Origin of the sequence: Streptomyces herbicida, from assembly GCF_032656585.1 — a bacterium.
Lineage (GTDB): Bacteria > Actinomycetota > Actinomycetes > Streptomycetales > Streptomycetaceae > Streptomyces > Streptomyces herbicida.
On sequence record NZ_JAUYWJ010000025.1, the window covers coordinates 99,371 to 121,939 of the forward strand.

The window sequence follows — 22,569 nt, forward strand, 5'->3', positions numbered from 1 at the left end:
CCGCGCGCACGGGGCGGCCACGATCGCGTGGCCGCCCTTCCGCCTGCCCGGGGCCTTACCGGCCGCCGCACCTCGTACAGGAAGCACCCGTACTCCAGGCCCGTACGTGGACGAGCGCCACCTCGGGGTCGGCGAAGGCCTCCGTGAAGGCCGGCTCGAAGTCACCGGGGTGCCCGACCAGCCGGCGGCATGGATGAAGACGGGACCCCGCTCGTCGTAGGCGCCCGGCTCGGCGCCGGTCCGGGCGGCCCAGCGGCGTACGGGCGCGTAGGAGACGAGAGCGATCCTCCCCCAAGCTCTCAACTTCGTTCGAGCGGGGGGGACCCCCATCCAGGGACGCTGCGGCGCAGGCAGCGGCGCAGCGGCGCAGCGGCGCACCACCCTCCTCGTCCGTCACGGGAACCATCTCGCGTCCCGCATCGTCAGTGGAGCGCAGCTCCTTCAGGACCGGCGGGTCGATGGGTCGTGCGGTGTACGTCGTCATGTGCCCAGGCCGGCGCGATCGGGCCCGGCCGACCGGCGGGATCCGGACATCGCGTTCCGCGCGGGTCCCATGGAAGGATGGCGCAACCCACACATAACGAGGAGATGACCGCGTGCCTGGCACAAACCTGACTCGCGATGAGGCGCAGCAGCGGGCGAAGCTGCTGACCGTTGACTCGTACGAGATCGATCTCGACCTCTCCGGCGCGCAGGAGGGCGGCACCTACAGGTCCGTGACCACGGTGCGCTTCGACGTCACCGAAAACGGTGCCGAGTCCTTCATCGACCTGGTGGCCCCGACGGTCCACGAGGTGACCCTCAACGGCGACCCGCTCGACCCCGACCAGGTCTTCAACGACTCGCGGATCGCCCTGCCGGGCCTCCTGGAGGGCCGCAACGTCCTCCGTGTCGTCGCCGACTGCGCGTACACCAACACCGGCGAGGGCCTGCACCGCTTCGTCGACCCGGTCGACGAGCAGGCCTACCTCTACACCCAGTTCGAGGTGCCCGACGCCCGCCGGGTCTTCGCCTCCTTCGAGCAGCCGGACCTCAAGGCCACCTTCCAGTTCACGGTGAAGGCACCGACTGGCTGGACGGTCATTTCCAACTCGCCCACGCCGGAGCCCACGGACGACCTCTGGGTCTTCGAGCCGACGCCGCGCATCTCGTCGTACATCACCGCGCTGATCGTCGGGCCGTACCACTCGGTGCACAGCGTGTACGAGAAGGACGGACAGAGCGTGCCGCTCGGCATCTACTGCCGTCCCTCGCTCGCCGAGTTCCTCGACTCGGACGCGATCTTCGAGGTGACCCGGCAGGGCTTCGACTGGTTCCAGGAGAAGTTCGACTACGCGTACCCGTTCAAGAAGTACGACCAGCTCTTCGTGCCGGAGTTCAACGCGGGCGCGATGGAGAACGCGGGCGCGGTGACCATCCGCGACCAGTACGTCTTCCGGTCCAAGGTGACCGACGCGGCGTACGAGGTCCGCGCGGAGACGATCCTGCACGAGCTGGCCCACATGTGGTTCGGCGACCTGGTCACCATGGAGTGGTGGAACGACCTGTGGCTGAACGAGTCGTTCGCCACCTACACCTCCATCGCCTGCCAGGCCTACGCCCCCGGCTCGCGCTGGCCGCACGCGTGGACGACGTTCGCGAACTCCATGAAGACATGGGCCTACCGTCAGGACCAGCTGCCGTCCACCCACCCGATCATGGCCGAGATCAACGACCTCGACGACGTCCTCGTCAACTTCGACGGCATCACTTACGCCAAGGGCGCGTCCGTCCTGAAGCAGCTCGTCGCGTACGTCGGCATGGACGAGTTCTTCAAGGGCGTGCAGGCCTACTTCAAGGCTCACGCGTTCGGCAACACGCGTCTGTCCGACCTGCTGGGCGCGCTGGAGGAGACCTCCGGGCGCGATCTGAAGACCTGGTCGAAGAAGTGGCTGGAGACGGCCGGCATCAACATCCTGCGCCCGGAGATCGAGACGGACGCCGACGGCGTCATCACCTCCTTCGCCATCCGCCAGGAGGCCCCGGCCCTGCCCGCCGGCGCCAAGGGCGAGCCGACCCTGCGCCCGCACCGGGTCGCGGTCGGCCTGTACGCGCTCGACGGCGACGGCGGCAAGCTGGTCCGCGGGGACCGCATCGAGCTGGACGTGGACGGCGAGCTGACCCCCGTGCCACAGCTGGTCGGCACGCGTCGCCCGGACGTGGTCCTGCTCAACGACGACGACCTGTCGTACGCGAAGGTCCGCCTGGACGAGCAGTCCCTGGCCTTCGTGACCGAGCACCTCGGCGACTTCGAGTCCTCCATGCCGCGCGCCCTGTGCTGGGCGTCCGCCTGGGACATGACCCGCGACGCCGAGCTCGCCACCCGCGACTACCTCAGTCTGGTGCTGTCGGGCATCGGCAAGGAGTCGGACATCGGCGTCGTGCAGTCGCTGCAGCGCCAGGTGAAGCTGGCCATCGAGCTGTACGCCGACCCGGCCGCCCGCGAGGCCCTGCTCACCCGCTGGACGGACGCCACGCTGGCCCATCTGCGCTCCGCCGCGCCGGGCAGCGACCACCAGCTGGCCTGGGCCCGGGCGTTCGCCGCGACCGCCCGTACGCCGGAGCAGCTGGACCTCCTGGAGGGCCTGCTGGACGGCACCCAGACCATCGAGGGTCTGGTCGTCGACACGGAGCTGCGCTGGGCGTTCGTGGAGCGCCTCGCCGCGGTCGGGCGCTTCGACGAGACGGAGATCGCGGGCGAGTACGAGCGGGACAAGACCGCGGCCGGTGAGCGGCACGCGGCCACCTCGCGCGCGGCCCGCCCGACGCCCGAGGCCAAGGAGGAGGCGTGGGCGTCGGTCATCGAGTCCGACAAGCTCCCGAACGCCGTGCAGGAGGCCGTGATCGGCGGCTTCGTCCAGACCGACCAGCGCGAGCTGCTGGCGCCGTACACGGAGAAGTTCTTCGAGGTCCTCAAGGACGTCTGGGACTCCCGTTCGCACGAGATCGCCCAGCAGATCGCGATCGGCCTCTACCCGTCGATCCAGGTGTCCCAGGAGACCCTCGCCAGGACGGACTCCTGGCTGGCGTCGGCCGAGCCCAACGCGGCCCTGCGCCGCCTCGTCTCGGAGTCCCGCTCGGGCGTCGAGCGGGCCCTGAAGGCACAGGCGGCGGACGCGGCGGCGTCGTAGCCGTCGTAGCCGTCGTCCGTACGGTCCTGGGGGCGCCCGATGCTTCACCGGGCGCCCCTTTCCTTGCCGCGGTCGCGTTTCCTTGCCGCGGTCGGCGCCCGCCTCCGCATGGTCACCCCGTCCCTGCGCACGGCGGCCAGGCGCGGTACCAGCGCCACGCCCAGGCTCGCCGGCGAGGAGCACGAAGCCCGGGTGGCGCCGGATCACCTCCCGTTGCCGCCAGGCCGGTCGGGCGCCGAAGGGGGCTACCGCCGCGAGGGCCACCAGCCAGCGCCAGAAGGCCTGTTGAACGGGCGGCACGCTGTCGTGCAGGGCGCGGGACGTGACGAAGCTTCCGGACCAGACGACCGTGGCGAGGGCGATGCCCTTCGGGAGTGCCGGGAGAGCCCTGGAGAGAACGGCGGCCACGGAGGTCCCTTCGCTGTCGGGTGATCGCGGTGGCTCTACCGTCGCAAGGACGGATCTGTCACGTCCATCGAATCTTTCCGGGCATTCTTCTCAGGAGAACTGAACGACCGTCGCACCGGCGACGCGGATACGGGCGCGGGCCGCGCTCCCAGCTGACCCGCCGCCGTCGCCCCGAAGGCCAGCGCCATGCCCGCGAGTTGCACCGGCGTCAGCGTCTCACCGAGCGCCGCCCAGCCGGTGACGGCCGCCGTGAGCGGGGACAGCGGGCCGAGGAAGGTGACCTGGGTCGCGGTGAGGCGGCCGATGCCGCGGAACCAGAGCCAGTACGCGACCGCCGTGTTCGCCATGGCGAGATAGAGGTAGCCGCCGACGGCCCGGCCGTCCAGGGCGGGCGGGGCACCCTCGACGAGGAGCGCGAGCGGGGCGATGAGCAGGCCGCCCGCGGTGAGCTGCCAGCCGGTCAGGGCGAGGGGGCCGACGCCGTCGGGACGACCCCAGCGCTTGGTCAGGACGGTGCCGGTGGACATCGAGGCGGTGGAGGCGAGGGCCGCGAGCACGCCCACGGGGTCGAGCGCGCCGGCCGCCCTGAGCACGACCAGGCTGACACCGAACGCGGCCACGACGCCGGTGAGCAGGGTGCGCGCGGTCGGCCGCTGCCCGAGCAGCGGCGCCGAGAGGCCGACGACGAACAGCGGGCCGACCGAACCGACGACGGCCGCCATGCCGCCGGGCAGCCGGTACGCCGACAGGAAGAGGAGCGGGAAGAAGGCGCCGATGTTCAGCGCGCCGAGGACCGCGGCCTTCCACCACCAGGCGCCCCGCGGCAGCACTCGGGCGAGCGCGAGGAGGAGCAGCCCCGCGGGGAGCGCCCGCATGAGGCCGGTGAACAGGGGGCGGTCGGGCGGCAGGAACTCGGTGGTGACCGCGTAGGTGGTGCCCCAGGAGACGGGGGCGAGGGCGGTGAGGGCTATGAGGGCGGAGCGGTTCATGGCCGTGGTGACCCCTTCAGAGTAGGTCGACGCTAAGTAGCTTAGCGCCAAGCTACTTAGCGTCAAGCCAGTTTCTTGCGTGCGACCGTAACCCGGCGGATACTCTGCCCATGCCTCAGCACAGGGACCCCGTCGACACGATCATCGACCAGTGGGCGGCCGTGCGCCCCGACCTCGACACCGCCGCGATGGAGGTCTTCGGCCGGATCTTCCGGCTCTCGCGCGCGATGGGCGACCGGATGGAGAAGGCGTACTCGCGGTTCGGGATCTCACGCGGCGAGTTCGACGTGCTGGCCACCCTGCGCCGGTCCGGCGAGCCCTACACCCTGTCCCCGCGCCAGCTCTCGGCCACGCTGATGCTCACCACGGGCGGGATGACCGGACGCCTCGACAAACTGGAACGGGCCGGGCTGCTGCGCCGCTCCCCCGACCCGCACGACCGGCGCGGTCTCCAGGTGACGCTGACCGACGAAGGGCTGCGGCTCATCGACGAGGCGGTCGGCGCCGGCCTCGCGGAACAGTCGGACGCGCTGTCCGCCCTGAACGGCGAACAGGCCGGCCAACTGGCCGACCTGCTGCGGGAACTGCTCGCGGGGACCGCCGGGACCACCCGGCCCTAGTTCAGCCCACGTGGGCGGCGAGCGCCGCCCCGACCGCCGCCGGGTCGGCGGAGTCGGCCGCCCAGGCGACGTATCCGTCGGGGCGCACCAGCAAGGCCGTACGCCGGTCGCTCGCCCAGCGCGCCACGGCCAGCCGGTCCGCACGGTCCCGCCCGTCCTCGTACGCCTCCGCGGTGATCAGCACGAACCGCCCGCCGCGCAGGGCCTCGTAGAGCCGGCGGCCGTCGGCGAGGGCGACGTCCGGGACGCGGGTGCCGGTGAGGCGGTGGGCGCCCCGGGGAGCCGGGTAGCGGAAGCCGATGCCGGTGATCTGCCCCGTTGCCTTGCGGCCTGCCGGGCCGACGGTGTTCAAGAAGGTGGTGAGGGCGGCACGCAGCGCCAGCGTCCAGGGACGCTTGGCCATGGCGAGGCGCACGATGCCGCCACTGCTGCGGAGCACCGCCCTGCCGACGGGGTGCCGCTCGGCCTGGTAGGTGTCGAGCAGCGCCTCGTCCGCGTGTCCGCCCACGACGGCGGCGAGCTTCCAGCCCAGGTTGGCCGCGTCCTGCAGGCCGGTGTTCATGCCCTGGCCGCCGGCCGGGGTGTGCACATGCGCGGCGTCGCCGGCCAGGAAGACCCGGCCGACCCGGTAGGCGGGGGCCTGGCGCTCGTCGCTGTGGAAGCGGGACATCCAGCGGGCGTCGTGCATCCCGAAGTCACGGCCGAGGGCGAGCCGGGTGATCTCCTTGACCTCCTCGAGGCCGAGGGGCGCGCTGTCGGCGACGTTGCGGCGGCGGTGCCAGCCGATGACACGGTAGTAGCCGTCGCCGAAGGGGGCGATGAAGGCGAAGGCATCACCGACGGTGTTCACGGTGAGCAGGTTGTCCGGCTTCTCGGCGAGCAGGACGTCGGCGAGGACGACGGAGCGGATAACCGATCGGCCGGGGAAGGGCAGCCCGATCGCGTCGCGCACGGCGCTGCGCATGCCGTCGGCGCCGACGGCATAGGCGGCCCGCAGGCTACCGGGCTCGCCGCCGGGTCCGCGGACCTCGACCGTGACGCCGTCCGCGTCCTGGACCAGCCCGGTCAGCTCGGTCTCATAGCGGAAGTCCACCCCCGCCTCCACCGCACGCCGCTCCAGCGCCTTCTCCACCTCGTACTGCGGGAGGACGAGCAGGTGGTTGAAGCGGGAGGGGAGCGTGTCGAGGTCGATGGTGAGGCGGCCGAAGAGGCGGAGCCGGTCGAGAGGCTGCCCGACGGCCTCCAGGTCGTCGGCGAGGCCGCGGGCGTCGAGCTGCTCCAGGGTGCGGGCGTGCAGGACGAAGGCCCGGGAGAGGTTGCTGATTTTGTGCGGGCGCCTTTCGAGGAGCGTGACGGGAACGCCCGCGGCGGCGAGGTCGCCGGCCAGGAGGAGGCCGGTGGGGCCGGAGCCCACGACGATGACGGGGAGCGGGCTGCGGGTGGTGCCGGTCGTGCTGGTCGTGCCGTTCATGGGGCGCCTCCTGGAGTGCCAACACCTGTTGGTCAACGTTCGTTGGTCAACACTTGTTGGCAACACTACGGTCGGGGCGCGGGGGCGTCAACACTTGTTGGCACACATCTGTTGGCACACATCCGTTGGCACGCATCTGTTGGCACGCATCTGTTGGCACGCATCTGTTGGCACGCATCTGTTGGCATACGCTTGTTGGCATACGTTTGTTGGCGCATGTTTGTGGCGCACGCTTACCGGCCTACGCTTGTTGGCCCACGACTGTAGGCCTACGATCGTTGACATGACTGTGAGCAACTTCGGTCCCGCCGGCTCCGGCCCCGCGGGCTCCGACTCGGGCCCCACGGGCTCCGCCTCCGGCTCCCCCAGCGGAGCGCGCCGCTCCGAGGCCACCCGCAACGCCATCCTCGCCGCCGCCCGCGAGCGCTTCGCCGCCGACGGCTACGAGCGGGCCACCATCCGCGCGATCGCCAAGGACGCGCACATCGACCCGTCGATGGTGATGCGGTACTACGGCAACAAGGACGGCCTCTTCGCGGCGGCCGTCGCGCTCGATCTGCGGCTCCCCGACCTGGCGGCGGTGCCGCGCGACGACGTCGGCCGGGCTCTCGTGGGCCATTTCCTCGCACTGTGGGAGGAGAACGAGGAGCTCACGGCGGTACTGCGGGTCGGCGCCACCAATCAGGCGGGGGCCGAGCGCTTGCAGGGCATCTTCCGCGACCAGTTGCTGCCGGTGGCCCGGCAGGTGTGTCCCGACCCCGAGCAGGTCCCGGCGCGGGCCGCGCTGTGCGCCGCGCAGTTGCTCGGGCTGGCGCTCACCCGCTATGTGCTGCGCCTGCCGCCGGCCGTGGCGCTGGCCCGCGAGGAGATCGTGGCGTGGCTCGCGCCGACGGTGCAGCGGTACCTCACGGCGCCCAGCCCCTGAGGGACGGGCGCGGACACGCCGAGGGCGCCGGCCTCACCGCGAACGTGGCGGGAGGACGGCGCCCTCGGCGTGCAGGTCAGCTTTGGCTCAGGCCTTCGCCCCGGGCTTGGTCACGCGGATCTTGGACTTGTCCAGGATCATCACCAGACCGGTGATGACGACGAACAGGACGATCGGGGCCACGACATAGAGGGCCAGCGTCTCGACGACGCTCAGGCCCTGGCCGGGGTCGTCGCCGTCGTCGCGGGCGAGCGCGAGCGCGGGGGACGACATGAGCAGCATCATCAGCGTCGTACCGGCGGCCAGGGCGCCGGCGCGCAGGGCGTTCTTCTTGTCCACAGTGCAAAAGTAGCGAACGCCTGAACAGGGCGCGCGCCCGGGGGTGCCGTACGCGGGCGCGCGGGCTTCGTGCCCTTCTTCGCCACCCCTCCCGGTGCCCGCTTTCACCGCCCCTCCCGCAGCACCTCGAGGAGCGCGTGCAGCCGTGGTGAGGCGGTCAGCTCCTCCAGGCTCACCGGGCGGCCCTCGGTGTCGGCGATGGGCAGGCGCCAGTTCGGGTACTGGTCCCAGGTGCCGGGGAGGTTCTGCGGGCGGCGGTCGCCGACGCCGTCCGGGAGCCAGACGCCGATCATGCGGGCGGGTGTGCGCAGCAGAAAGCGGTGGACGGCCTGGATCTCCGCCTCCTCGGTGGCGGGCGAGTGGCCTCCGGCCGTGCCCTGGAGCAGGCCGAGTCGGGTGAGCAGGGCCAGCCACTCCGCGGTGTCCGCTGCGGCCGCCGCGCGTTCCTCTTCCAGCGGTTGGGTCAACAGGCCGAGTCGGTCACGCAGTTCGACGTGCTCGCCGGTGAGGCGGGCGGCGGTGGACGGCAGGTCGTGGGTGGTGGCGGTGGCCAGGCAGTCGGCGCGCCAGCGGGCGGGCGGCAGGGGGTGCCCCTCGCCCTCCCAGTCCCGTTCGAACCAGAGCACGGACGTACCGAGCACCCCGCGCCGCTCGAGCGTCTCGCGCACTCCCGGCTCCACGGTGCCGAGGTCCTCACCGATCACCACGGCTCCGGCCCGGGAGGCCTCCAGGGCGAGGAGGGCGAGCATGGCCTCGGCGTCGTAACGGACGTAGGTGCCCTCGGTCGGTGGCTGTCCCTGGGGCACCCACCACAGCCGGAACAGGCCCATGACGTGGTCGATGCGCAGGGCGCCGGCGTAGCGGAACAGGGCGCGCAGGAGGCGGCGGTAGGGGGCATGGCCGGTGGCGGCCAGGCGGTCCGGTCGCCAGGGCGGCAGGCCCCAGTCCTGGCCGTGGGCGTTGAAGGCGTCGGGCGGGGCGCCCACCGACATCCCGGCGGCGAAGTACTCCTGCTGTGCCCAGGCGTCGGCGCCCGCGGGGTGCACGCCGACCGCCAGGTCGTGCACGATCCCGACCGGCATGCCCGCCTCGCGGGCGGCGCGCTGGGCGGCGGTGAGCTGGGCGTCGGTGAGCCAGGCGAGCCAGGAGTGGAAGTCGACGCGGTCCATCAGCTCGGTGCGGGCGCGGGCGACCGCGGGCGAGCGGGGGTCGCGCAGGCCGGCGGGCCAGCGGTGCCAGTCGGAGCCGTGCACCTCGGCGAGCGCGCACCAGGTGGCGTGGTCCTCCAGCGCCTGCCCCTCCCGGGCGAGGAAGTCGGCGTAGTCGGCCTGCCGTCCGGGCCCCAGGGGCACGTCCCGCACCAGCTCCAGCGCCTTCCGCTTGAGCTCCCACACCGCGTCCCGGTCGATCAGCGCGCCCTTGTCCAGTACCGCGGCGCGCAGCCGTTGCGCCCGCTCCAGCAGGGCGTGGACCCGCTCGTGGTCGGTGACGTACGCGAATTCGGGGACGCTCTCCACCCGCAGATGCACCGGGTCGGGGAAGCGGCGCGAGGAGGGCCGGTAGGGCGAGGGGTCGGTGGGGGCGCCGAGTACGGCCGCGTGCAACGGGTTGACCTGCACGAATCCGGCACCGGCGGTGCGTCCGGCCCAGGCGGCCAGCTCGGCCAGGTCGCCGAGGTCGCCCATGCCCCAGGAGCGCCGGGACAGGAGCGAGTAGAGCTGGACGAGGAGTCCGTACGAGCGTCCGGGGGGCGAGGGCAGCCGGGCCGGGGCGACGATCAGATGGGTCTCGGCGGTACGTCCGTCGGGGGCGGTGGCCATCACCCGGTGGACGCCGGCCGGGAGCGGCTCGGCGGAGGTGAGGGTCTCGCCGTGTTCGGTCTCGATGCGCAGCCGGGTGCCGGGCGGGAGCGTGGCGAGGGCGGCGGGGCCTTCGCCGGGGGTGTCGGTCCAGTGAACCACCGTGGGCGGCAGCAGCCGCTCGCGCAGTTCGCTCTCGCGGGCGGCGAGTGCGGAGCTGGCGGCCTCCGGGGTGCTCGCGTCGACACCGAGCGCGGCCAGGGCGGCGACGACGGCGGTGGCGGACGCGGCGACCGTGCGGTCCGGGGACGGGCTGTAGGAGGTGGCGACGCCGTGCAGGCCGGCGAGCCGGGACAGCTCCTCGTCGGGGGGCCCGGGCGCGGTCATCTACGACCCCGGGCGGTAGCAGTCCGCGGTCGCGTCGGACTCGCTGGTCAGCGGGGCGGCGTCGGCGAGGGGCGGCTCGCTGGTGAGGGGCTCGGCGTCGGGCAGCGGAGGCTCGCTGGTCAGCGGGGCCTCGGCGAAGGCGCCCTCCGCGCTGAAGACACAGAAGTGGGGGTCCTCGGGTTCGGCGGACGGCTCCGCCACGGGTTTGAACTGGGCCGGGAGCGGGATGTGAGCCGGTGCGGCCACGGGGGCCTCCTTCTCGGTACGTCGGACACCGGCGTCTGCCGGATACGGGCAGGCCTACCCAGCGGGCGGGAACGCACTCTCGACAGCCGGTGGAGTGCGGATGGGCGTCGGACGGGCGCCCCACTATTCACTCAGTACATGTATCCAGTGCATACTGATCTCCATGAGCACCCGGCACATCCTTCTGGGGCTGCTCGAGGCGGGGCCGAGCCATGGCTACGACCTCAAGCGACGCCACGACGAACGCTTCCCGCAGGCTCGCCCGCTGGCCTATGGGCAGGTCTACACGACCTTGCAGCGCCTGGTACGCGACGGTCTCGCGGAGGTCGACGGCACCGACGCCGACGGCGGACCGGAGCGGACGCTGTACCGCTCGACGGACTCCGGTTCGCACGAACTGGCCCGGTGGGCCCGCGAGATCGCCCCGCCGGCGCCCTTCGTGGCGAACGAGATCTTCGCCAAGGTCGTCGTGTCGATCCTCGCGGGCGGCGACCCGGCCGCCTACCTCCGCGCCCAGCGCGCCGCGCACATGGAGCGGATGCGGGAACTGACGACCCTCAAGACCGCCGGGACCGCCGATCTGGCGACCGTTCTCTCGGCGGACTACGCCCTCAACCACCTCGACGCCGACCTCCGCTGGATGAACACCACGGCGGCCCGGCTGACCACTCTGACCGCGGAGGTCGACGCAGCATGAGCAACAAGGGGGACGCTTCGGCGCCGCTTCTGGCGGGCCGGGACCTCGTCAAGGCACACGGCAGGACGCGAGCGCTGCGCGGCGCCTCGGTCGAGCTGCACGCCGGCGAGATCCTCGCGGTGACCGGAGCCAGCGGCAGCGGCAAGTCCACACTGCTGCACTGCCTGGCGGGCATCGTCCGCCCGGACCAGGGGTCGGTGGCCTACGCCGGACTGCGCCTCGACCAGCTGCCGGAGAAGCGGCTGAGCGAACTGCGGCGCTCCGACTTCGGCGTGGTCTTCCAGTTCGGGCAGCTGATCCCGGAGCTGACCGCCGCCGACAACGTGGCGCTGCCGCTGATGCTGGCCGGAGTGGCGCGCACGGAGGCGCGGGCGCGGGCGGGCGAGTGGCTGGAGCGGTTCGGGGTGCGCGGGCAGGAGGAACTGCGGCCGGGGGAGATGAGCGGCGGCCAGGCGCAACGGGTCGCGCTGGCCCGGGCGCTGGTGACGGACCCGAAGGTGGTCTTCGCGGACGAGCCGACGGGGGCGCTGGACTCGCTGGCGAGCGAGCAGGTGATGACGTCCCTGGCGCACACGGCCCGCGAGTCGGGCACAGCGGTGCTGCTGATCACGCACGACGCCCAGGTCGCGGCGTACGCGGACCGCGAGGTGCGGCTGAGCGACGGCACCGTGGCACCGCTGGAGGTGGCCGCGTGATCGCCGCCGACGCCCGTCTCGCCTGGCAGCTGACCCGGGGGTCCGACCGGCGTGAGTGGTGGCGGCTCGCGCTCACCGCGGTGGGGGCGGCGCTCGCCACCGGGTTCGCCCTCGCGGCCGTGGCGCTGGCCTCGGTGCGCGGATACCACCGGGTTTCCTTCGGCAGCGGTCTGCTGGACAACCCCGGTGAGCGCTCGGGCGTGATCGTCAGTCTGCTGCTCCTGCTGGTGCCGGTGCTGGGCTTCCTCGGCCAGTGCGCCCGGATCGGCGCCGTCCACCGCGACCGGCGGCTGGCCGGTCTGCGGCTCGCGGGGGCCACTCCGGCCCAGGTGCGCCGGATCGCCGCGCTGGAGACGGGGCCGGCCTGTCTGCTGGGCTCGGCCCTCTCCACCGCTGTCACCATCCCGGTCCTGCTGGGCCTGTGGGACAGCCCGAGCGCCGTCACCTGGGCCGGAATGGCGCTGGTCGCCCTCGGTGTGCCGGTGCTGGGCGCCGCGGCCGGTGTGCTGGCACTGCGCCGGGTGGTGGCCTCGCCCCTCGGGTGGGTGCGCAGGGTGCGGCCGAGCAGCGGGCGGGGGCCGGGGTTCCTGTTCGTGGGCGGGGTGCTGGTCGTGCTGCTGCTGGCGCTGTGGGCCGTCATGAACACATCCAGCCGGGACCGCGGGCAGGTCCCGCTGACGGCGTTCGGTCTGGTCCTCGTGGTCGGCGCGGGCACGGTGTGGCTGGCCGGGGGCACGGCCGGGCTGGTCGGACGGCTGCTGGCGGGCCGGGCCCGTTCCGCGGCCACGCTGATCGCGGCGGAACGGCTGCGCGACGACCCGTGGGCGGCGGCCCGTACGCATGCGGCGGTGCTGCTGGTCACGATCGTCGGCACGGGCTTCGTCGGCGTCCGCCAGGCGTTCCTCGCCGATCTGCACGGCATGGCACGCGAGGACCACCTCGGCATGCGCATGTCCTTCTACACGACGGGCCTCGACCTGACGGGCGCGGCGATCCTCGTCGCCCTCGCGATCACCCTGTCCGGCCTCGCCGTCGGCACCGCCGAGTCACTGGCCGACCGCCGCCGGGGCCTGGCCGCTCAGGTCGCCGCCGGGGTGCCGCGGGCGGTGCTCGGCCGGGCGCTGCTCCTGGAGACCGCACTGCCGCTGGCCCCCGCGGTCGCGCTGGCGGGCGCGGGCGGCATGGCCATCGGCATCTGGTACGGCTCGCTGGCAGACGAATACGTCACCCAGGCCGTGCCGTACGCCGCGCTGCTGGTCCCGGTGGGCGTCTACGCGTGCTGTCTGCTGGCGGCGGCCACCTCGCTCCCGCTGCTGCGCCGCTCGGCGCACCCCGTGCAGCTGCGCTACGCATGATCGCCGGACAGGTGTCCGGCCCCGGGGGCACAGGGGACCCCCGGGACCGGAGCACGCGCGTGCCCCGGGTGCGCGAAGGCCCGGGTCGTCAGGCGGAAATGCCGTCGATCCGGGCCATGGCGTCGTCCGCGCCGTACGGCTGCAAGTACGGCAGCCAGCGCGGGTCCCTATGGCCGGTGCCGATGATGCGCCAGGCCAGGCCGGTGGGTGGAGCCGGCTTGTGGCGCAGGCGCCAGCCGATCTCGAAGAGATGCCGGTCGGCCTTCACGTGGTTGCAGCGGCGGCAGGACGCCACCACGTTGTCCCAGACGTGTTTGCCCCCGCGACTGCGCGGGATGACGTGGTCGACGCTGGTTGCGACGCCACCGCAGTACATGCACCGGCCCCCGTCACGGGCGAACAGCGCCCGCCGGGTGAGAGGAACGGGCCCCCGGTAGGGAACCCGTACGAATCGCTTGAGCCGGACCACGCTGGGTGCGGGGACTGTGACGGTTGCGCTGTGCATGAAGGCGCCGGACTCCTCGAGACAGACTGCCTTGTTCTCGAGGACGAGGACGAGCGCGCGGCGGAGCGGTACGACGCCAAGGGGCTCGTACGACGCGTTGAGGACCAGGACATGCGGCACGGGTGCCTCCTTGGGCGTCGGCGGCGCGTGGCTCGCGCCGGGACGATCTGCAGTCAGTCTCCCCTCATGCCTGGTGGAAGCGCCACCATGTCCCGGTAACGGGCTGGGAGTGTTTTCGACCACACCTGCTTCATCCCCAGGATCAAGGCCTGTTCAAGCGCAGGTGAGCACGGTCTCTCCTTTTCGTAAGCGGCGGTCGCACACACGATGCCCCGTTAGTGTGGTGGCTCTGCCCGTCCGGTGACCTTTCCGTGACCTTGACGACCTTGACGACCTTGACCGCCGTTTCGGACGGGGCAGTGCAGCACCTGGAGGTACCTGCCGTGTCCTTGCCCGCCGTCCTACTGGCCGCCGGTTCGTCGCCGTCGCCGACTCCCAGCGGGTCGACGACCCCGGCGGTTCCCACGCTCCAGGACGCCCAGGAGAGCGCGACCAACGCCGCCGGCTGGGTCGAGCAGAACTGGTCGACGTGGCTCGCCATCGGGCTCAGGGTCCTGCTGATCCTGGTGATCGCGGCGGTGCTGAGAAAGGTCGTGCTGCGGGCGATCACCAAGCTGATCGACCGGATGAACCGGACCGTCGGGTCGGCCGACGGCACGACTCTGGGCGGTCTGCTGGTCAACGTCGAGCGCCGCCGTCAGCGCTCGCAGGCGATCGGCTCGGTGCTCAGGTCGGTCGCCTCGTTCCTGATCCTCGGCACGGCCGCGCTGATGATCCTGTCCACCTTCCAGATCAACCTGGCCCCGCTGCTGGCGTCCGCCGGTGTGGCCGGTGTGGCGATCGGTTTCGGTGCCCGCAACCTGGTCACCGACTTCCTCTCCGGCGTGTTCATGATCCTCGAGGACCAGTACGGCGTCGGCGACCAGATCGACGCGGGCGTCGCCTCGGGCGAGGTCATCGAGGTCGGCCTGCGGGTGACCAAGCTGCGCGGCGCCAACGGCGAGATCTGGTACGTCCGCAACGGCGAGGTCAAGCGCATCGGCAACCTGTCCCAGGGCTGGGCGACGGCCGGCGTGGACGTGACGGTGAGGTCCGCCGAGGACCTGGACCGGGTGAAGGCCACCCTCGACGAGGTCGCCGAGAAGATGAGCAAGGAGGAGCCCTGGAACGAGCTCCTGTGGGGTCCGATCGAGGTCCTGGGCCTGGATTCCGTCCTGATCGACTCGATGGTGGTCCGTGTCTCGGCCAAGACCATGCCCGGCAAGTCGGTGACCGTCGAGCGCGAGCTCCGCTGGCGCATCAAGCGTGCCTTCGACGCGGCGCAGATCCGCATCGTGGGCGGCGCGACGGCCCTGATGGAGGAAGAGGCCCCCGACCCGACGGCGGTGGTCGCGGCACCGTCGGTGTTCTCCAACGCGGACTCCCCGCAGTCGATGGCGGCGACAGCCATCGCTCCGCAGCGGGCGGTGCCTCCGGCGAAGTAGGGGGCGGAGGCCGGGGAACGGTTTCAGCACGCTTGTTCGAGTGAACGACCGGGGCATCCGGCGCCGTGAGGGCGCTGGGTGCCCCATCGTTCTGCCGGGGCACCCGGGGCGGGCTTAGCCTGGCACCAGCGCGACAAGGAGATCGAGCGATGAGCGCGGAACCGATCTGACCTCGACCAACCATTGGTCGGGCACCGGCCCCAAGCTGCGCACCTACGCTGCCGCAGGCATCCCCGTGTACATCCTGGTAAACCGCAACACCAAGTCGGCCCACTGCTACACCGCTCCCGTCGTGCGCGGCGACGACCCCACCAAGGCGTACTACCGCGACGAGGCCAAAGTGGGCCTGGGCGAGCCACTCCCCCTCCCGGCTCCCTACCCCACTCCCGACACCGCCCGGTTCCTCAAGGGCTGAGCGGGTCCAAGCGCCCCCGCACGTCAGCCGGTACGCCTCCCGGACCCAGGCCTCGTCGCCGGGGTCCACTCCGCAGGCCAGGGAGGAGCCGTAGCTGCCGAACCACGTCGTCACGCTGCCGTAGACGTCATGGCCGGGGCAGTCGGCGGTGAAGCTCGCCTCGACGACCTGGATCCCCTCGGCCTCGACGAAGCGCCCGCCGCGCCCGAGGAAGTCGGACTCGACGGGGTGACGTTCCCGGTCGGCCGACTCCTCCCCCGGAGCCGCCAGTTCCTCGGTGCCCCACCACTTGAGGTGCTTGGCGAGGGCGGCGAGGACACGGTGCGCGGGCACGCTGCCGTCGCTCGTGTCGACCCGGGGCACGACGTTGCGCACGAGCACGGGGTGGAACGTGATCTCGCCGTCGCTCTTGCGGACCTTCACGACCGGGGAGACCTCCGCCAGCCGGATCTCCCGGTGCACCGAGGACCACCGAATGGTTCCGCCCCGGCAGGACGGCGCGGAGGCGGACGCGGAGACCTTCGCCTTCGGCTTCGGCTTCCCGGACGTCGCCGTACAAGCCGCCGCCGGGACGACCGCGCACACCAGGGCCAGCGCCGCCCACGCGTGACGTCGTGTCATGCCGCTCTCCCCCTCGCCTTCCCCGCCGCGTCCATGAGCGTGGCCGACCGGACCATCTGGCACAGCGCGACGAAGGCGGCGCCCTGGTGCAGCAGGGGCAGTTCGTCGCCGGCGGACACCTGCAGCCGGGTGTCGCCGGAGGCCTCGTCGAAGGTCACCGAGGCCTGTACGGACATCCGGGAGCGGAACGGGCGCCAGCGCAGTCGTACCGGGTTCCCGGCATCCGCGCCCAGGACGGCGAACGCCCGCTCGGCCGCGGCAAGTTCGGCCCGTATGAGAGGGAACGGGACCCCTTGGAAGGTGTGCGACTGGGTGTCCCTCAGGGCGTCCGCGGTGACCGGGATCCCGGTGCCCCGCGCCCTGCGCGTCAAGGCGCGGGCCCGGCAGACTGCATAGCCGAACGAGAGGACCGCGAAGACCGGCAGGGAGGAGGCGGCCTCGGCCGCGGTCGACCAGGAGATCCCGTCGTCGACGAAGCCCATCAGGGCTTGCAGCAGCATCAGGGGCACGGAGTGCGCGAGGGCGGTCAGCCAGAGCGCCGGCAGGAGCCGTCCCGGGTGGGCCATGTGTCGTCGTTCCACTCGTTCCGTGTCGGACCCGTCTGTCCGAGCAAGCGGATCAAAGCGGCGGAAGCTGTGACTGTAAGCCCTCTGACCAGCAAGGACCGAGTTCGTGACGCAGTCGTGATCAACCGGGGCAGGCGCCTGGATTCAAACGGTCTTCACAGGGCGATCGCGTTTCCTTCGCACCTGGTGATCATCTAGGGTCGCCCTCACGACGGGCCCTTGTTCTGGAGCGCGACGCCGCCCGGGGGCCCGTTCTCGAATGTGGGGATACATGAGAAAGCTCGCCATAGGCGCCGCCCTGTCCGGTGCCCTGGCCCTGACCGGCCTGGCCGCGCCCGCCGCGTCGGCGGCGACACCGAACCTGGTCTTCTCCGACCTGACCGTGAACAAGGGCAAGGCGATCGTCGTCGGCACCGGCAAGACGGTGACCGTGCCGGTGACGTACACCCTGACCCGGCCCGCCGACCTGGTCATCGACAACAGGAAGACCTTCGCCGCGGTCATCCTCTACCGGGGCACGCTGAGGTCGCTCGCCAACGAGCTGGACCCCGAGATCATGCCCAGCTGCACGACGACGGCCACCACGGAGACCACGGTCACCGAGAGCTGCTCCGAGCAGATCCCGGTCGACCCGCAGGAGTCCCTGTACGAGGCCGCGGACGCCACCACCTGGAAGGCGGCGGGTCTGTACGCCCACGCCGACGGCACGGTCTCGGACGACTTCCTCAGCTCCGAGACCGAGGTGGCCATGTGGGGCAACCTGGCCACCGCCAAGGTGCAGCGCGCGGCGAAGCTGACCGTCAACGCCACTCCGGAGCCTGCGGTGCAGGGCAAGACCCTGACGGTCAAGGGCAGCCTGACCCGGGCCGACTGGGAGACCGGCAAGTACTCCGGGTACACGGGACAGCAGGCCGTCCTGCAGTTCCGGGCCGCGGGCACCAGCACCTACAAGGACGTCAGGACGGTGACCTCCGGCACCGCGGGGGCCCTGTCCACCACGGTGAAGGCGTCGAAGAGCGGCTACTTCCGCTATGTCTTCGCGGGCACGGCCACCACCGGCGCCGCGAAGGCCGCCGGTGACTACGTCAAGGTGAACTAGCCGCAGGACCACCGGCCGGCACTCCGGTCACCGCCACCCCCGCCGCCCCCCGAGGTAACGAGTCTGTTGCCTCGGGGGCGGTGTCTATTGACGCCCCCTTCGTCCTGGGCTTACGTTCCTCCCACCCAATAGGAAACTTTCTTAACAGTGATCAACGGTGATCGCCGGCGTACCCCGTCCGACGATCACCGGGTGGACTTCCCGCCCAGGTCACTGGGAAGCTGGGCAGTCGGAAAGGCAGGTGTCGACCCCCATGGCTGGAACCGCCGGCACGCCGGGCACCCCGCGCGTCCTGCGCGCCATGAACGACCGCGCCGCACTGGACCTGCTGCTGGAGCACGGCCCGCTGTCGCGCACCCGGATCGGAAAGCTCACCGGCCTCTCCAAGCCGACCGCCTCCCAGCTGCTGGCCCGCCTGGAGTCGGCGGGACTGGTCCGGGCCACCGGCACCAGCGAGGGCCGGCCCGGCCCCAGCGCGCAGCTGTACTCGGTCAACCCGGCCGCCGCATACGCCGCCGGGCTCGACGTCACCCCCGGCCGCATCCGCGCCGCCGTCGCCGACATCACCGGGCGCACGGTGGGCGAGTACGAACTCCCGACCCCGGGGCGGCGCCCCGCCCATCCCGTCGTCCAGCAGGTCACCGACGCCCTGGACGGCGCGGTGAAGGCCGCGGGGCTGGCCCGGGCCGACGTCCACCGGCTGGTCATCGGCACACCCGGCGCCTTCGACCCCAACACCGGCCGGCTGCGCTACGCCTCCCACCTGCCCGGCTGGCACTCCCCCACACTGCTCGACGAACTCGCCGCCGCGCTGCCGATGCCGGTCGAGTACGAGAACGACGTGAACCTCGTCGCCATAGCCGAGCAGCGGCTGGGCGCGGCCCGGGGCCACGCGGACTTCGTGCTCCTGTGGAACCAGGAGGGCCTCGGCGCCGCCCTGGTCCTCGGCGGACGGCTGCACCGCGGCTGGACCGGCGGCGCCGGCGAGGTCGGCTTCCTGCCGGTGCCGGGCACTCCCCTGGTGCGCCAGGTGGCCAAGGCCAACAGCGGCGGCTACCAGGAGCTGGCCGGTTCGCAGGCCGTGCCCCGGCTGGCCCGGGAACTCGGCATCGAGGACCTGCCGACGGGCCCGCACGCGGAGGCCGCCGCCGAACTCGTGGCGCGGGCCGCCGACCACACCACCGGCCCCCACCGCGAGCTGCTGCGGACGTACGCGACCCGGCTCGCCACCGGCCTCGCCTCGCTCGTCTCCGTCCTCGACCCCGAACTCGTCATCCTCAGCGGCGCCGCCCTCAGCGCAGGCGGCGAGGTGCTGCGCGCTCTCGTCCAGGCCGAGTTGGAGGAGCTGGCCGCGCCCCGTCCGCGGCTCGTCGTCGGCGACGTCCGTGAACACCCCGTGCTGCGCGGCGCTCTGGAGACCGCGCTGGCGACCACCCGCGACGAGGTCTTCGACACCTCGCACTGAGCCCCCGCACCTCCCTCCCCCCTCCCCTTCCACCTCTCACCCACGCCCCGTCCCTGGGAGACCTCGCCATGCCCACAGCCATACCCGAAGTCGCCCGAAAGGCGGCTTTTGCCCTCACCGCCTCCGCCGTCCTGCTCACCACCGCCTGTACCGGCCAGTCGAGTTCCGGCGCCGATGACGACGCCTCCAAGGACACCACCATCAACTTCTGGCACGCCTGGAGCGCGCCGAACGAGGTGGCCGGGATCAAGGCGCTGATCGCCGGCTTCGAGAAGGTCCACCCCAACATCCATGTGAATGTCGTCGGCAATATGACCGACGACAAGATCAACCAGGCGCTGCGCACCGGCGGCGACCGGGCCCCCGACGTCATCTCCTCCTTCACCACCAACAACGTCGGCAAGTTCTGCTCGTCGGGCGCCCTGGTCGATCTGAACCCGTTCTTCAAGAAGTCGGGCATCGACCCGGAGACGACCTTCCCGAAGGCGATGAACGAGTACACCCAGTTCGACGGCAATCGCTGCTCGGTGCCGCTGCTGGGTGACGCGTACGGGCTCTACTACAACAAGACGGCGTTCAAGAAGGCGGGCATCGCCGGCCCGCCGAAGACCTGGTCCGAATTCGAGGCCGATGCCAAGAAGCTGACGATCACCCAGGGCGACAGCTACAAGCAGCTCGGATTCATGCCGAACTACCACGGCTGGGAATCCACCACGGAGCACTACTTCGCCCAGTTCTCCCCCACGTACTTCGACAGCCGCGGAAAGTCGGACCTCGCCAAGGACCCGGCGTTCGAGGCCGGTTTCAAGCTTCAGAAGAAGCTCGTCGACGACCTCGGCGGCTTCCAGAAGCTGGAGAAGTTCCGCTCCACCCTCGGCGACGAATGGGGTGCCAAGCACCCCTTCCACACCGGCCAGGTCGCCATGCAGCTCGACGGCGAGTGGCGCCTGGGCATGGCCGAGGAGGCCAAGCCGAAGTTCGAGATCGGCGTCGCGCCGCTGCCCGTCCCCGACGACCAGGCGGACCAGTACGGCAAGGGCTACATCACCGGCACCATCGCGGGCATCGCCGCCACCAGCAAGAAGCAGAACGCGGCCTGGGAGTTGGTCAAGTACATGACCACCGACACGGACGCGGTGGTGGGCTTCTCCAACGCCATCCACAACGTGCCGTCCACACTGGCCGCGCTGAAGTCGCCGAAGCTGAAGTACGACCCGCGGTTCAAGACGTTCCTGGACATCGCCGGGAACCCGAATTCGACGACGACTCCCGCCTCGATCAACGGCGGTGTGTACCTGGTGACGATCCAGCAGTTCGGATACGACTACGAGAGCGGAAAGGTCACCGATCTGAAGGCGGGGCTGAAGAAGACGGCCGCGCAGATCGACACGGACATCGCCCAGGCGAAGTGATGAGCGCCATCACTCTCGCGTCGAAGCGCCGCCGGGCGACGCTTCGGACGGTCGCCTTCATGTCGCCCTGGCTGATCGGCTTCGCGGTGTTCTTCGCGTATCCGCTGATCTCGACGGTGTATTTCTCGTTCATGCACTACGACGGTTTCAAACCGCCGACGTGGAGCGGAACGAAGAACTGGACGTACGTCTTCGAGCACTACCCCCTCTTCTGGCCCGCCCTGCGCAACACGTTGTGGCTGGTCCTCGTGATGGTCACCCTCCGGGTCGTCTTCGGACTCGGTGTCGGCATGCTCATCACAAAGATCAAGACGGGTACGGGCGTCTTCCGCACCCTCTTCTACCTGCCCTACCTCGCCCCGCCGGTCGCGGCCACGATGGCCTTCGCCTTCCTGCTCAACCCCGGTACGGGCCCGGTCAACTCCATCCTGGAGAAGATCGGCGTGCCGGCGCCGGGCTGGTTCAACGACCCGGCCTGGTCCAAGCCGGCCCTCACCCTGCTGGCCCTGTGGGGCGTCGGCGACCTCATGGTCATCTTCATGGCCGCGCTGCTCGACGTGCCGACGGAGCAGTACGAGGCGGCCGAGCTGGACGGCGCGTCGGCCTGGCAGCGCTTCCGGTACGTCACGCTGCCGAACATCTCCCCCATCGTGATGTTCGCGGTCGTCACCGGAGTGATCCAGACGATGCAGTACTACACGCAGCCACTGATCGCGGGAAAGGTCGCCTCCGGGGTGATCCAGGGCGCGGGCACACAGTTCGAGCCCGGCTATCCGGAGAAGTCCACGCTCACCCTCCCGCAGCTCGTCTACAACCTCGGCTTCCAGCGCTTCGACTACGGCTCCGCGTGCGTCGTCGCCCTCGTCCTCTTCGCCCTGTCGATGGCGTTCACCGCGCTCCTGATGCGGCGCCGGGGCGGTCTCATCCAGGCAGGTGACTGACCATGGCCCAGGTACTGGACAAGCCGGTGGAACTGCGGCCAGCCGTGTCGCCCGCCGAGCGCACCGCCCGCCGCAGGGCGCTCCTGGAGTGGATCGCGGTCCACTCCCTCGGGCTCGCCGCCGCCCTCTTCTTCACCCTGCCCTTCGTGTTCGTCTTCCTGACCTCGCTGATGAGCGACAGCCAGGCCCTGAGCCGGGATCTGATCCCGCACACCTGGGAGTGGGGCAACTACAAAAAGGTGTTCGACACCCCGGGCTTTCTGACCTGGTGGAAGAACACCCTGATCTACGCCGGCCTGGGCACCGTCCTGACGGTCGTGTCGTCCGTCCCGGTGGCGTACGCGCTCGCCAAGTTCCGCTTTCGGGGCCGCAACCTGTCACTCATGCTGGTGATCTCGATGATGATGCTGCCACCGCAGGTGATCATCATCCCGATGTACCTGTTCTGGGCGAAGCAGCTCGATCTGTCCGGCACGCTGTGGCCGCTGATGATCCCGATGGCGTTCGGCGACGCGTTCTCCATCTTCCTGCTGCGCCAGTTCCTGATGACCATCCCCAACGAGTATCTGGACGCGGCCAGGGTGGACGGCTGCGGCGACCTGCGGACCTTGCTGAAGGTCGTCCTGCCCATGGCGAAGCCCGGCATCGCAGCCGTCGCGCTCTTCCAGTTCTTCTACGCCTGGAACGACTACTTCGGCCCACAGATCTACGCGTCCGAGAACCCGGGCGCCTGGACGCTGAGCTACGGCCTGGAGTCGTTCAAGGGCGCGCACCACACCGACTGGAACCTCACCATGGCCGCGACGGTGCTGGTCATGGCCCCCGTGATCCTCGTGTTCTTCTTCGCCCAGAAGGCGTTTGTCGAAGGTGTCACGCTCACCGGAGTGAAGGGCTAACCCC

Annotated in this window: 21 protein-coding genes and 2 pseudogenes; 14 read left to right on the forward strand and 9 right to left on the reverse strand. The window is 71.2% G+C overall.

The annotated features are described in order from the left end of the window. Positions 1–62 precede the first annotated feature (62 nt). A pseudogene (locus Q8A52_RS39255) lies at positions 63–484 on the reverse strand (DUF1203 domain-containing protein); the annotation flags it as partial. A gap of 112 nt (positions 485–596) precedes the next feature. Between Q8A52_RS39255 and pepN the strand changes: the two are divergent. Next, on the forward strand, positions 597–3,170 hold the full coding sequence (gene pepN, locus Q8A52_RS39260) for an aminopeptidase N (RefSeq protein WP_316760814.1): 2,574 nt from the start codon (positions 597–599) through the stop codon (positions 3,168–3,170). A 171-nt stretch (positions 3,171–3,341) separates the two neighbouring features. On the opposite strand, the pseudogene Q8A52_RS39265 reads toward pepN, so the two are convergent. After that, a pseudogene (locus tag Q8A52_RS39265) lies at positions 3,342–3,578 on the reverse strand (EamA family transporter); the annotation flags it as partial. Between the two features lie 35 nt (positions 3,579–3,613). After that, positions 3,614–4,567, reverse strand: a complete 954-nt coding sequence (locus tag Q8A52_RS39270; protein WP_316760817.1) for an EamA family transporter — start codon at positions 4,565–4,567, stop codon at positions 3,614–3,616. A 110-nt stretch (positions 4,568–4,677) separates the two neighbouring features. Here Q8A52_RS39270 and Q8A52_RS39275 point away from each other — a divergent pair, with 110 nt between their 5' ends. After that, on the forward strand, positions 4,678–5,187 hold the full coding sequence (locus Q8A52_RS39275) for a MarR family winged helix-turn-helix transcriptional regulator (RefSeq protein ID WP_316760819.1): 510 nt from the start codon (positions 4,678–4,680) through the stop codon (positions 5,185–5,187). 1 nt (position 5,188) lies between these two features. On the opposite strand, the gene Q8A52_RS39280 is transcribed toward Q8A52_RS39275, so the two are convergent. Then, on the reverse strand, positions 5,189–6,658 hold the full coding sequence (locus tag Q8A52_RS39280; protein WP_316760822.1) for an FAD-dependent monooxygenase: 1,470 nt from the start codon (positions 6,656–6,658) through the stop codon (positions 5,189–5,191). A gap of 283 nt (positions 6,659–6,941) precedes the next feature. Here Q8A52_RS39280 and Q8A52_RS39285 point away from each other — a divergent pair, with 283 nt between their 5' ends. Beyond that, positions 6,942–7,583: a TetR/AcrR family transcriptional regulator gene (locus tag Q8A52_RS39285; RefSeq protein WP_316760824.1), complete on the forward strand. Its 642-nt coding sequence runs from the start codon at positions 6,942–6,944 to the stop codon at positions 7,581–7,583. A gap of 87 nt (positions 7,584–7,670) precedes the next feature. Here the strand turns inward: Q8A52_RS39285 and Q8A52_RS39290 are convergent, their stop codons facing one another. The 3 genes from Q8A52_RS39290 to Q8A52_RS39300 form a co-directional block, all read right to left on the reverse strand. After that, positions 7,671–7,922, reverse strand: a complete 252-nt coding sequence (locus tag Q8A52_RS39290; protein WP_316760827.1) for a hypothetical protein — start codon at positions 7,920–7,922, stop codon at positions 7,671–7,673. 104 nt (positions 7,923–8,026) lie between these two features. Next, positions 8,027–10,108 carry a 4-alpha-glucanotransferase gene (malQ, locus tag Q8A52_RS39295; protein WP_316760829.1) on the reverse strand — a complete coding sequence of 694 codons (2,082 nt, stop codon included), beginning with the start codon at positions 10,106–10,108 and terminating at the stop codon, positions 8,027–8,029. Next, positions 10,109–10,354, reverse strand: a complete 246-nt coding sequence (locus tag Q8A52_RS39300; protein ID WP_316760832.1) for a hypothetical protein — start codon at positions 10,352–10,354, stop codon at positions 10,109–10,111. 163 nt (positions 10,355–10,517) lie between these two features. On the opposite strand from Q8A52_RS39300, the gene Q8A52_RS39305 reads away from it, so the two are divergent. From Q8A52_RS39305 to Q8A52_RS39315, 3 genes are read left to right on the forward strand one after another with little or no spacing between them, the layout of a single operon-like run. Beyond that, positions 10,518–11,051, forward strand: a complete 534-nt coding sequence (locus tag Q8A52_RS39305) for a PadR family transcriptional regulator (protein WP_316760835.1) — start codon at positions 10,518–10,520, stop codon at positions 11,049–11,051. After that, complete coding sequence (locus Q8A52_RS39310) at positions 11,048–11,746, forward strand: ABC transporter ATP-binding protein (protein WP_316760838.1); 699 nt, start codon at positions 11,048–11,050, stop codon at positions 11,744–11,746. The genes Q8A52_RS39305 and Q8A52_RS39310 overlap by 4 nt, the downstream gene beginning before the upstream one ends. Then, positions 11,746–13,101, forward strand: a complete 1,356-nt coding sequence (locus tag Q8A52_RS39315; protein WP_316760908.1) for an FtsX-like permease family protein — start codon at positions 11,746–11,748, stop codon at positions 13,099–13,101. The genes Q8A52_RS39310 and Q8A52_RS39315 overlap by 1 nt, the downstream gene beginning before the upstream one ends. Before the next feature lie 88 nt (positions 13,102–13,189). Here Q8A52_RS39315 and Q8A52_RS39320 read toward each other — a convergent pair whose 3' ends face one another. Beyond that, positions 13,190–13,726, reverse strand: coding sequence for an HNH endonuclease (locus Q8A52_RS39320; RefSeq protein WP_186280906.1), 537 nt, complete (start codon positions 13,724–13,726; stop codon positions 13,190–13,192). A 323-nt stretch (positions 13,727–14,049) separates the two neighbouring features. Here Q8A52_RS39320 and Q8A52_RS39325 point away from each other — a divergent pair, with 323 nt between their 5' ends. The 3 genes from Q8A52_RS39325 to Q8A52_RS39335 all read left to right on the forward strand — a co-directional run bounded on the left by Q8A52_RS39325 (position 14,050) and on the right by Q8A52_RS39335 (position 16,175). Continuing rightward, the gene (locus Q8A52_RS39325) at positions 14,050–15,150 is read left to right on the forward strand and encodes a mechanosensitive ion channel family protein (RefSeq protein WP_316760846.1); all 1,101 of its coding nucleotides are present in this window, start codon (positions 14,050–14,052) and stop codon (positions 15,148–15,150) included. 235 nt (positions 15,151–15,385) lie between these two features. Next, complete coding sequence (locus Q8A52_RS39330; RefSeq protein ID WP_316760849.1) at positions 15,386–15,565, forward strand: hypothetical protein; 180 nt, start codon at positions 15,386–15,388, stop codon at positions 15,563–15,565. A 475-nt stretch (positions 15,566–16,040) separates the two neighbouring features. Further along, positions 16,041–16,175 carry a hypothetical protein gene (locus Q8A52_RS39335; RefSeq protein ID WP_316760852.1) on the forward strand — a complete coding sequence of 45 codons (135 nt, stop codon included), beginning with the start codon at positions 16,041–16,043 and terminating at the stop codon, positions 16,173–16,175. 7 nt (positions 16,176–16,182) lie between these two features. Here the strand turns inward: Q8A52_RS39335 and Q8A52_RS39340 are convergent, their stop codons facing one another. Beyond that, positions 16,183–16,752: a hypothetical protein gene (locus tag Q8A52_RS39340; RefSeq protein WP_316760853.1), complete on the reverse strand. Its 570-nt coding sequence runs from the start codon at positions 16,750–16,752 to the stop codon at positions 16,183–16,185. A gap of 271 nt (positions 16,753–17,023) precedes the next feature. Here Q8A52_RS39340 and Q8A52_RS39345 point away from each other — a divergent pair, with 271 nt between their 5' ends. The 5 genes from Q8A52_RS39345 (at position 17,024) to Q8A52_RS39365 (ending at position 22,565) form a co-directional block, all read left to right on the forward strand. Continuing rightward, complete coding sequence (locus tag Q8A52_RS39345; protein WP_316760855.1) at positions 17,024–17,851, forward strand: hypothetical protein; 828 nt, start codon at positions 17,024–17,026, stop codon at positions 17,849–17,851. 253 nt (positions 17,852–18,104) lie between these two features. Then, a complete protein-coding gene (locus Q8A52_RS39350) occupies positions 18,105–19,316 on the forward strand; it encodes an ROK family transcriptional regulator (protein WP_316760856.1) in 1,212 nt (403 codons plus the stop codon). A gap of 68 nt (positions 19,317–19,384) precedes the next feature. Then, positions 19,385–20,728 carry an ABC transporter substrate-binding protein gene (locus tag Q8A52_RS39355; RefSeq protein ID WP_316760858.1) on the forward strand — a complete coding sequence of 448 codons (1,344 nt, stop codon included), beginning with the start codon at positions 19,385–19,387 and terminating at the stop codon, positions 20,726–20,728. Continuing rightward, positions 20,728–21,669 carry a carbohydrate ABC transporter permease gene (locus Q8A52_RS39360; RefSeq protein ID WP_316760860.1) on the forward strand — a complete coding sequence of 314 codons (942 nt, stop codon included), beginning with the start codon at positions 20,728–20,730 and terminating at the stop codon, positions 21,667–21,669. The genes Q8A52_RS39355 and Q8A52_RS39360 overlap by 1 nt, the downstream gene beginning before the upstream one ends. A 2-nt stretch (positions 21,670–21,671) precedes the next feature. Then, positions 21,672–22,565 carry a carbohydrate ABC transporter permease gene (locus tag Q8A52_RS39365; RefSeq protein ID WP_316760862.1) on the forward strand — a complete coding sequence of 298 codons (894 nt, stop codon included), beginning with the start codon at positions 21,672–21,674 and terminating at the stop codon, positions 22,563–22,565. Positions 22,566–22,569 lie beyond the last annotated feature (4 nt).

Excerpts from the sequence above, each read along its gene's own strand:
- Q8A52_RS39335 (WP_316760852.1), top strand. The coding sequence starts at position 16,041 with ATGGTTCCGCCCCGGCAGGACGGCGCGGAGGCGGACGCGGAGACCTTC.
- Q8A52_RS39340 (WP_316760853.1), bottom strand. The coding sequence starts at position 16,752 with ATGGCCCACCCGGGACGGCTCCTGCCGGCGCTCTGGCTGACCGCCCTC.
- Q8A52_RS39365 (WP_316760862.1), top strand. The coding sequence starts at position 21,672 with ATGGCCCAGGTACTGGACAAGCCGGTGGAACTGCGGCCAGCCGTGTCG.
- Q8A52_RS39355 (WP_316760858.1), top strand. The coding sequence starts at position 19,385 with ATGCCCACAGCCATACCCGAAGTCGCCCGAAAGGCGGCTTTTGCCCTC.
- Q8A52_RS39280 (WP_316760822.1), bottom strand. The coding sequence starts at position 6,658 with ATGAACGGCACGACCAGCACGACCGGCACCACCCGCAGCCCGCTCCCC.
- Q8A52_RS39275 (WP_316760819.1), top strand. The coding sequence starts at position 4,678 with ATGCCTCAGCACAGGGACCCCGTCGACACGATCATCGACCAGTGGGCG.
- Q8A52_RS39305 (WP_316760835.1), top strand. The coding sequence starts at position 10,518 with ATGAGCACCCGGCACATCCTTCTGGGGCTGCTCGAGGCGGGGCCGAGC.
- Q8A52_RS39270 (WP_316760817.1), bottom strand. The coding sequence starts at position 4,567 with ATGAACCGCTCCGCCCTCATAGCCCTCACCGCCCTCGCCCCCGTCTCC.
- Q8A52_RS39310 (WP_316760838.1), top strand. The coding sequence starts at position 11,048 with ATGAGCAACAAGGGGGACGCTTCGGCGCCGCTTCTGGCGGGCCGGGAC.
- Q8A52_RS39285 (WP_316760824.1), top strand. The coding sequence starts at position 6,942 with ATGACTGTGAGCAACTTCGGTCCCGCCGGCTCCGGCCCCGCGGGCTCC.
- Q8A52_RS39350 (WP_316760856.1), top strand. The coding sequence starts at position 18,105 with ATGGCTGGAACCGCCGGCACGCCGGGCACCCCGCGCGTCCTGCGCGCC.
- Q8A52_RS39345 (WP_316760855.1), top strand. The coding sequence starts at position 17,024 with ATGAGAAAGCTCGCCATAGGCGCCGCCCTGTCCGGTGCCCTGGCCCTG.
- Q8A52_RS39360 (WP_316760860.1), top strand. The coding sequence starts at position 20,728 with ATGAGCGCCATCACTCTCGCGTCGAAGCGCCGCCGGGCGACGCTTCGG.
- malQ (WP_316760829.1), bottom strand. The coding sequence starts at position 10,108 with ATGACCGCGCCCGGGCCCCCCGACGAGGAGCTGTCCCGGCTCGCCGGC.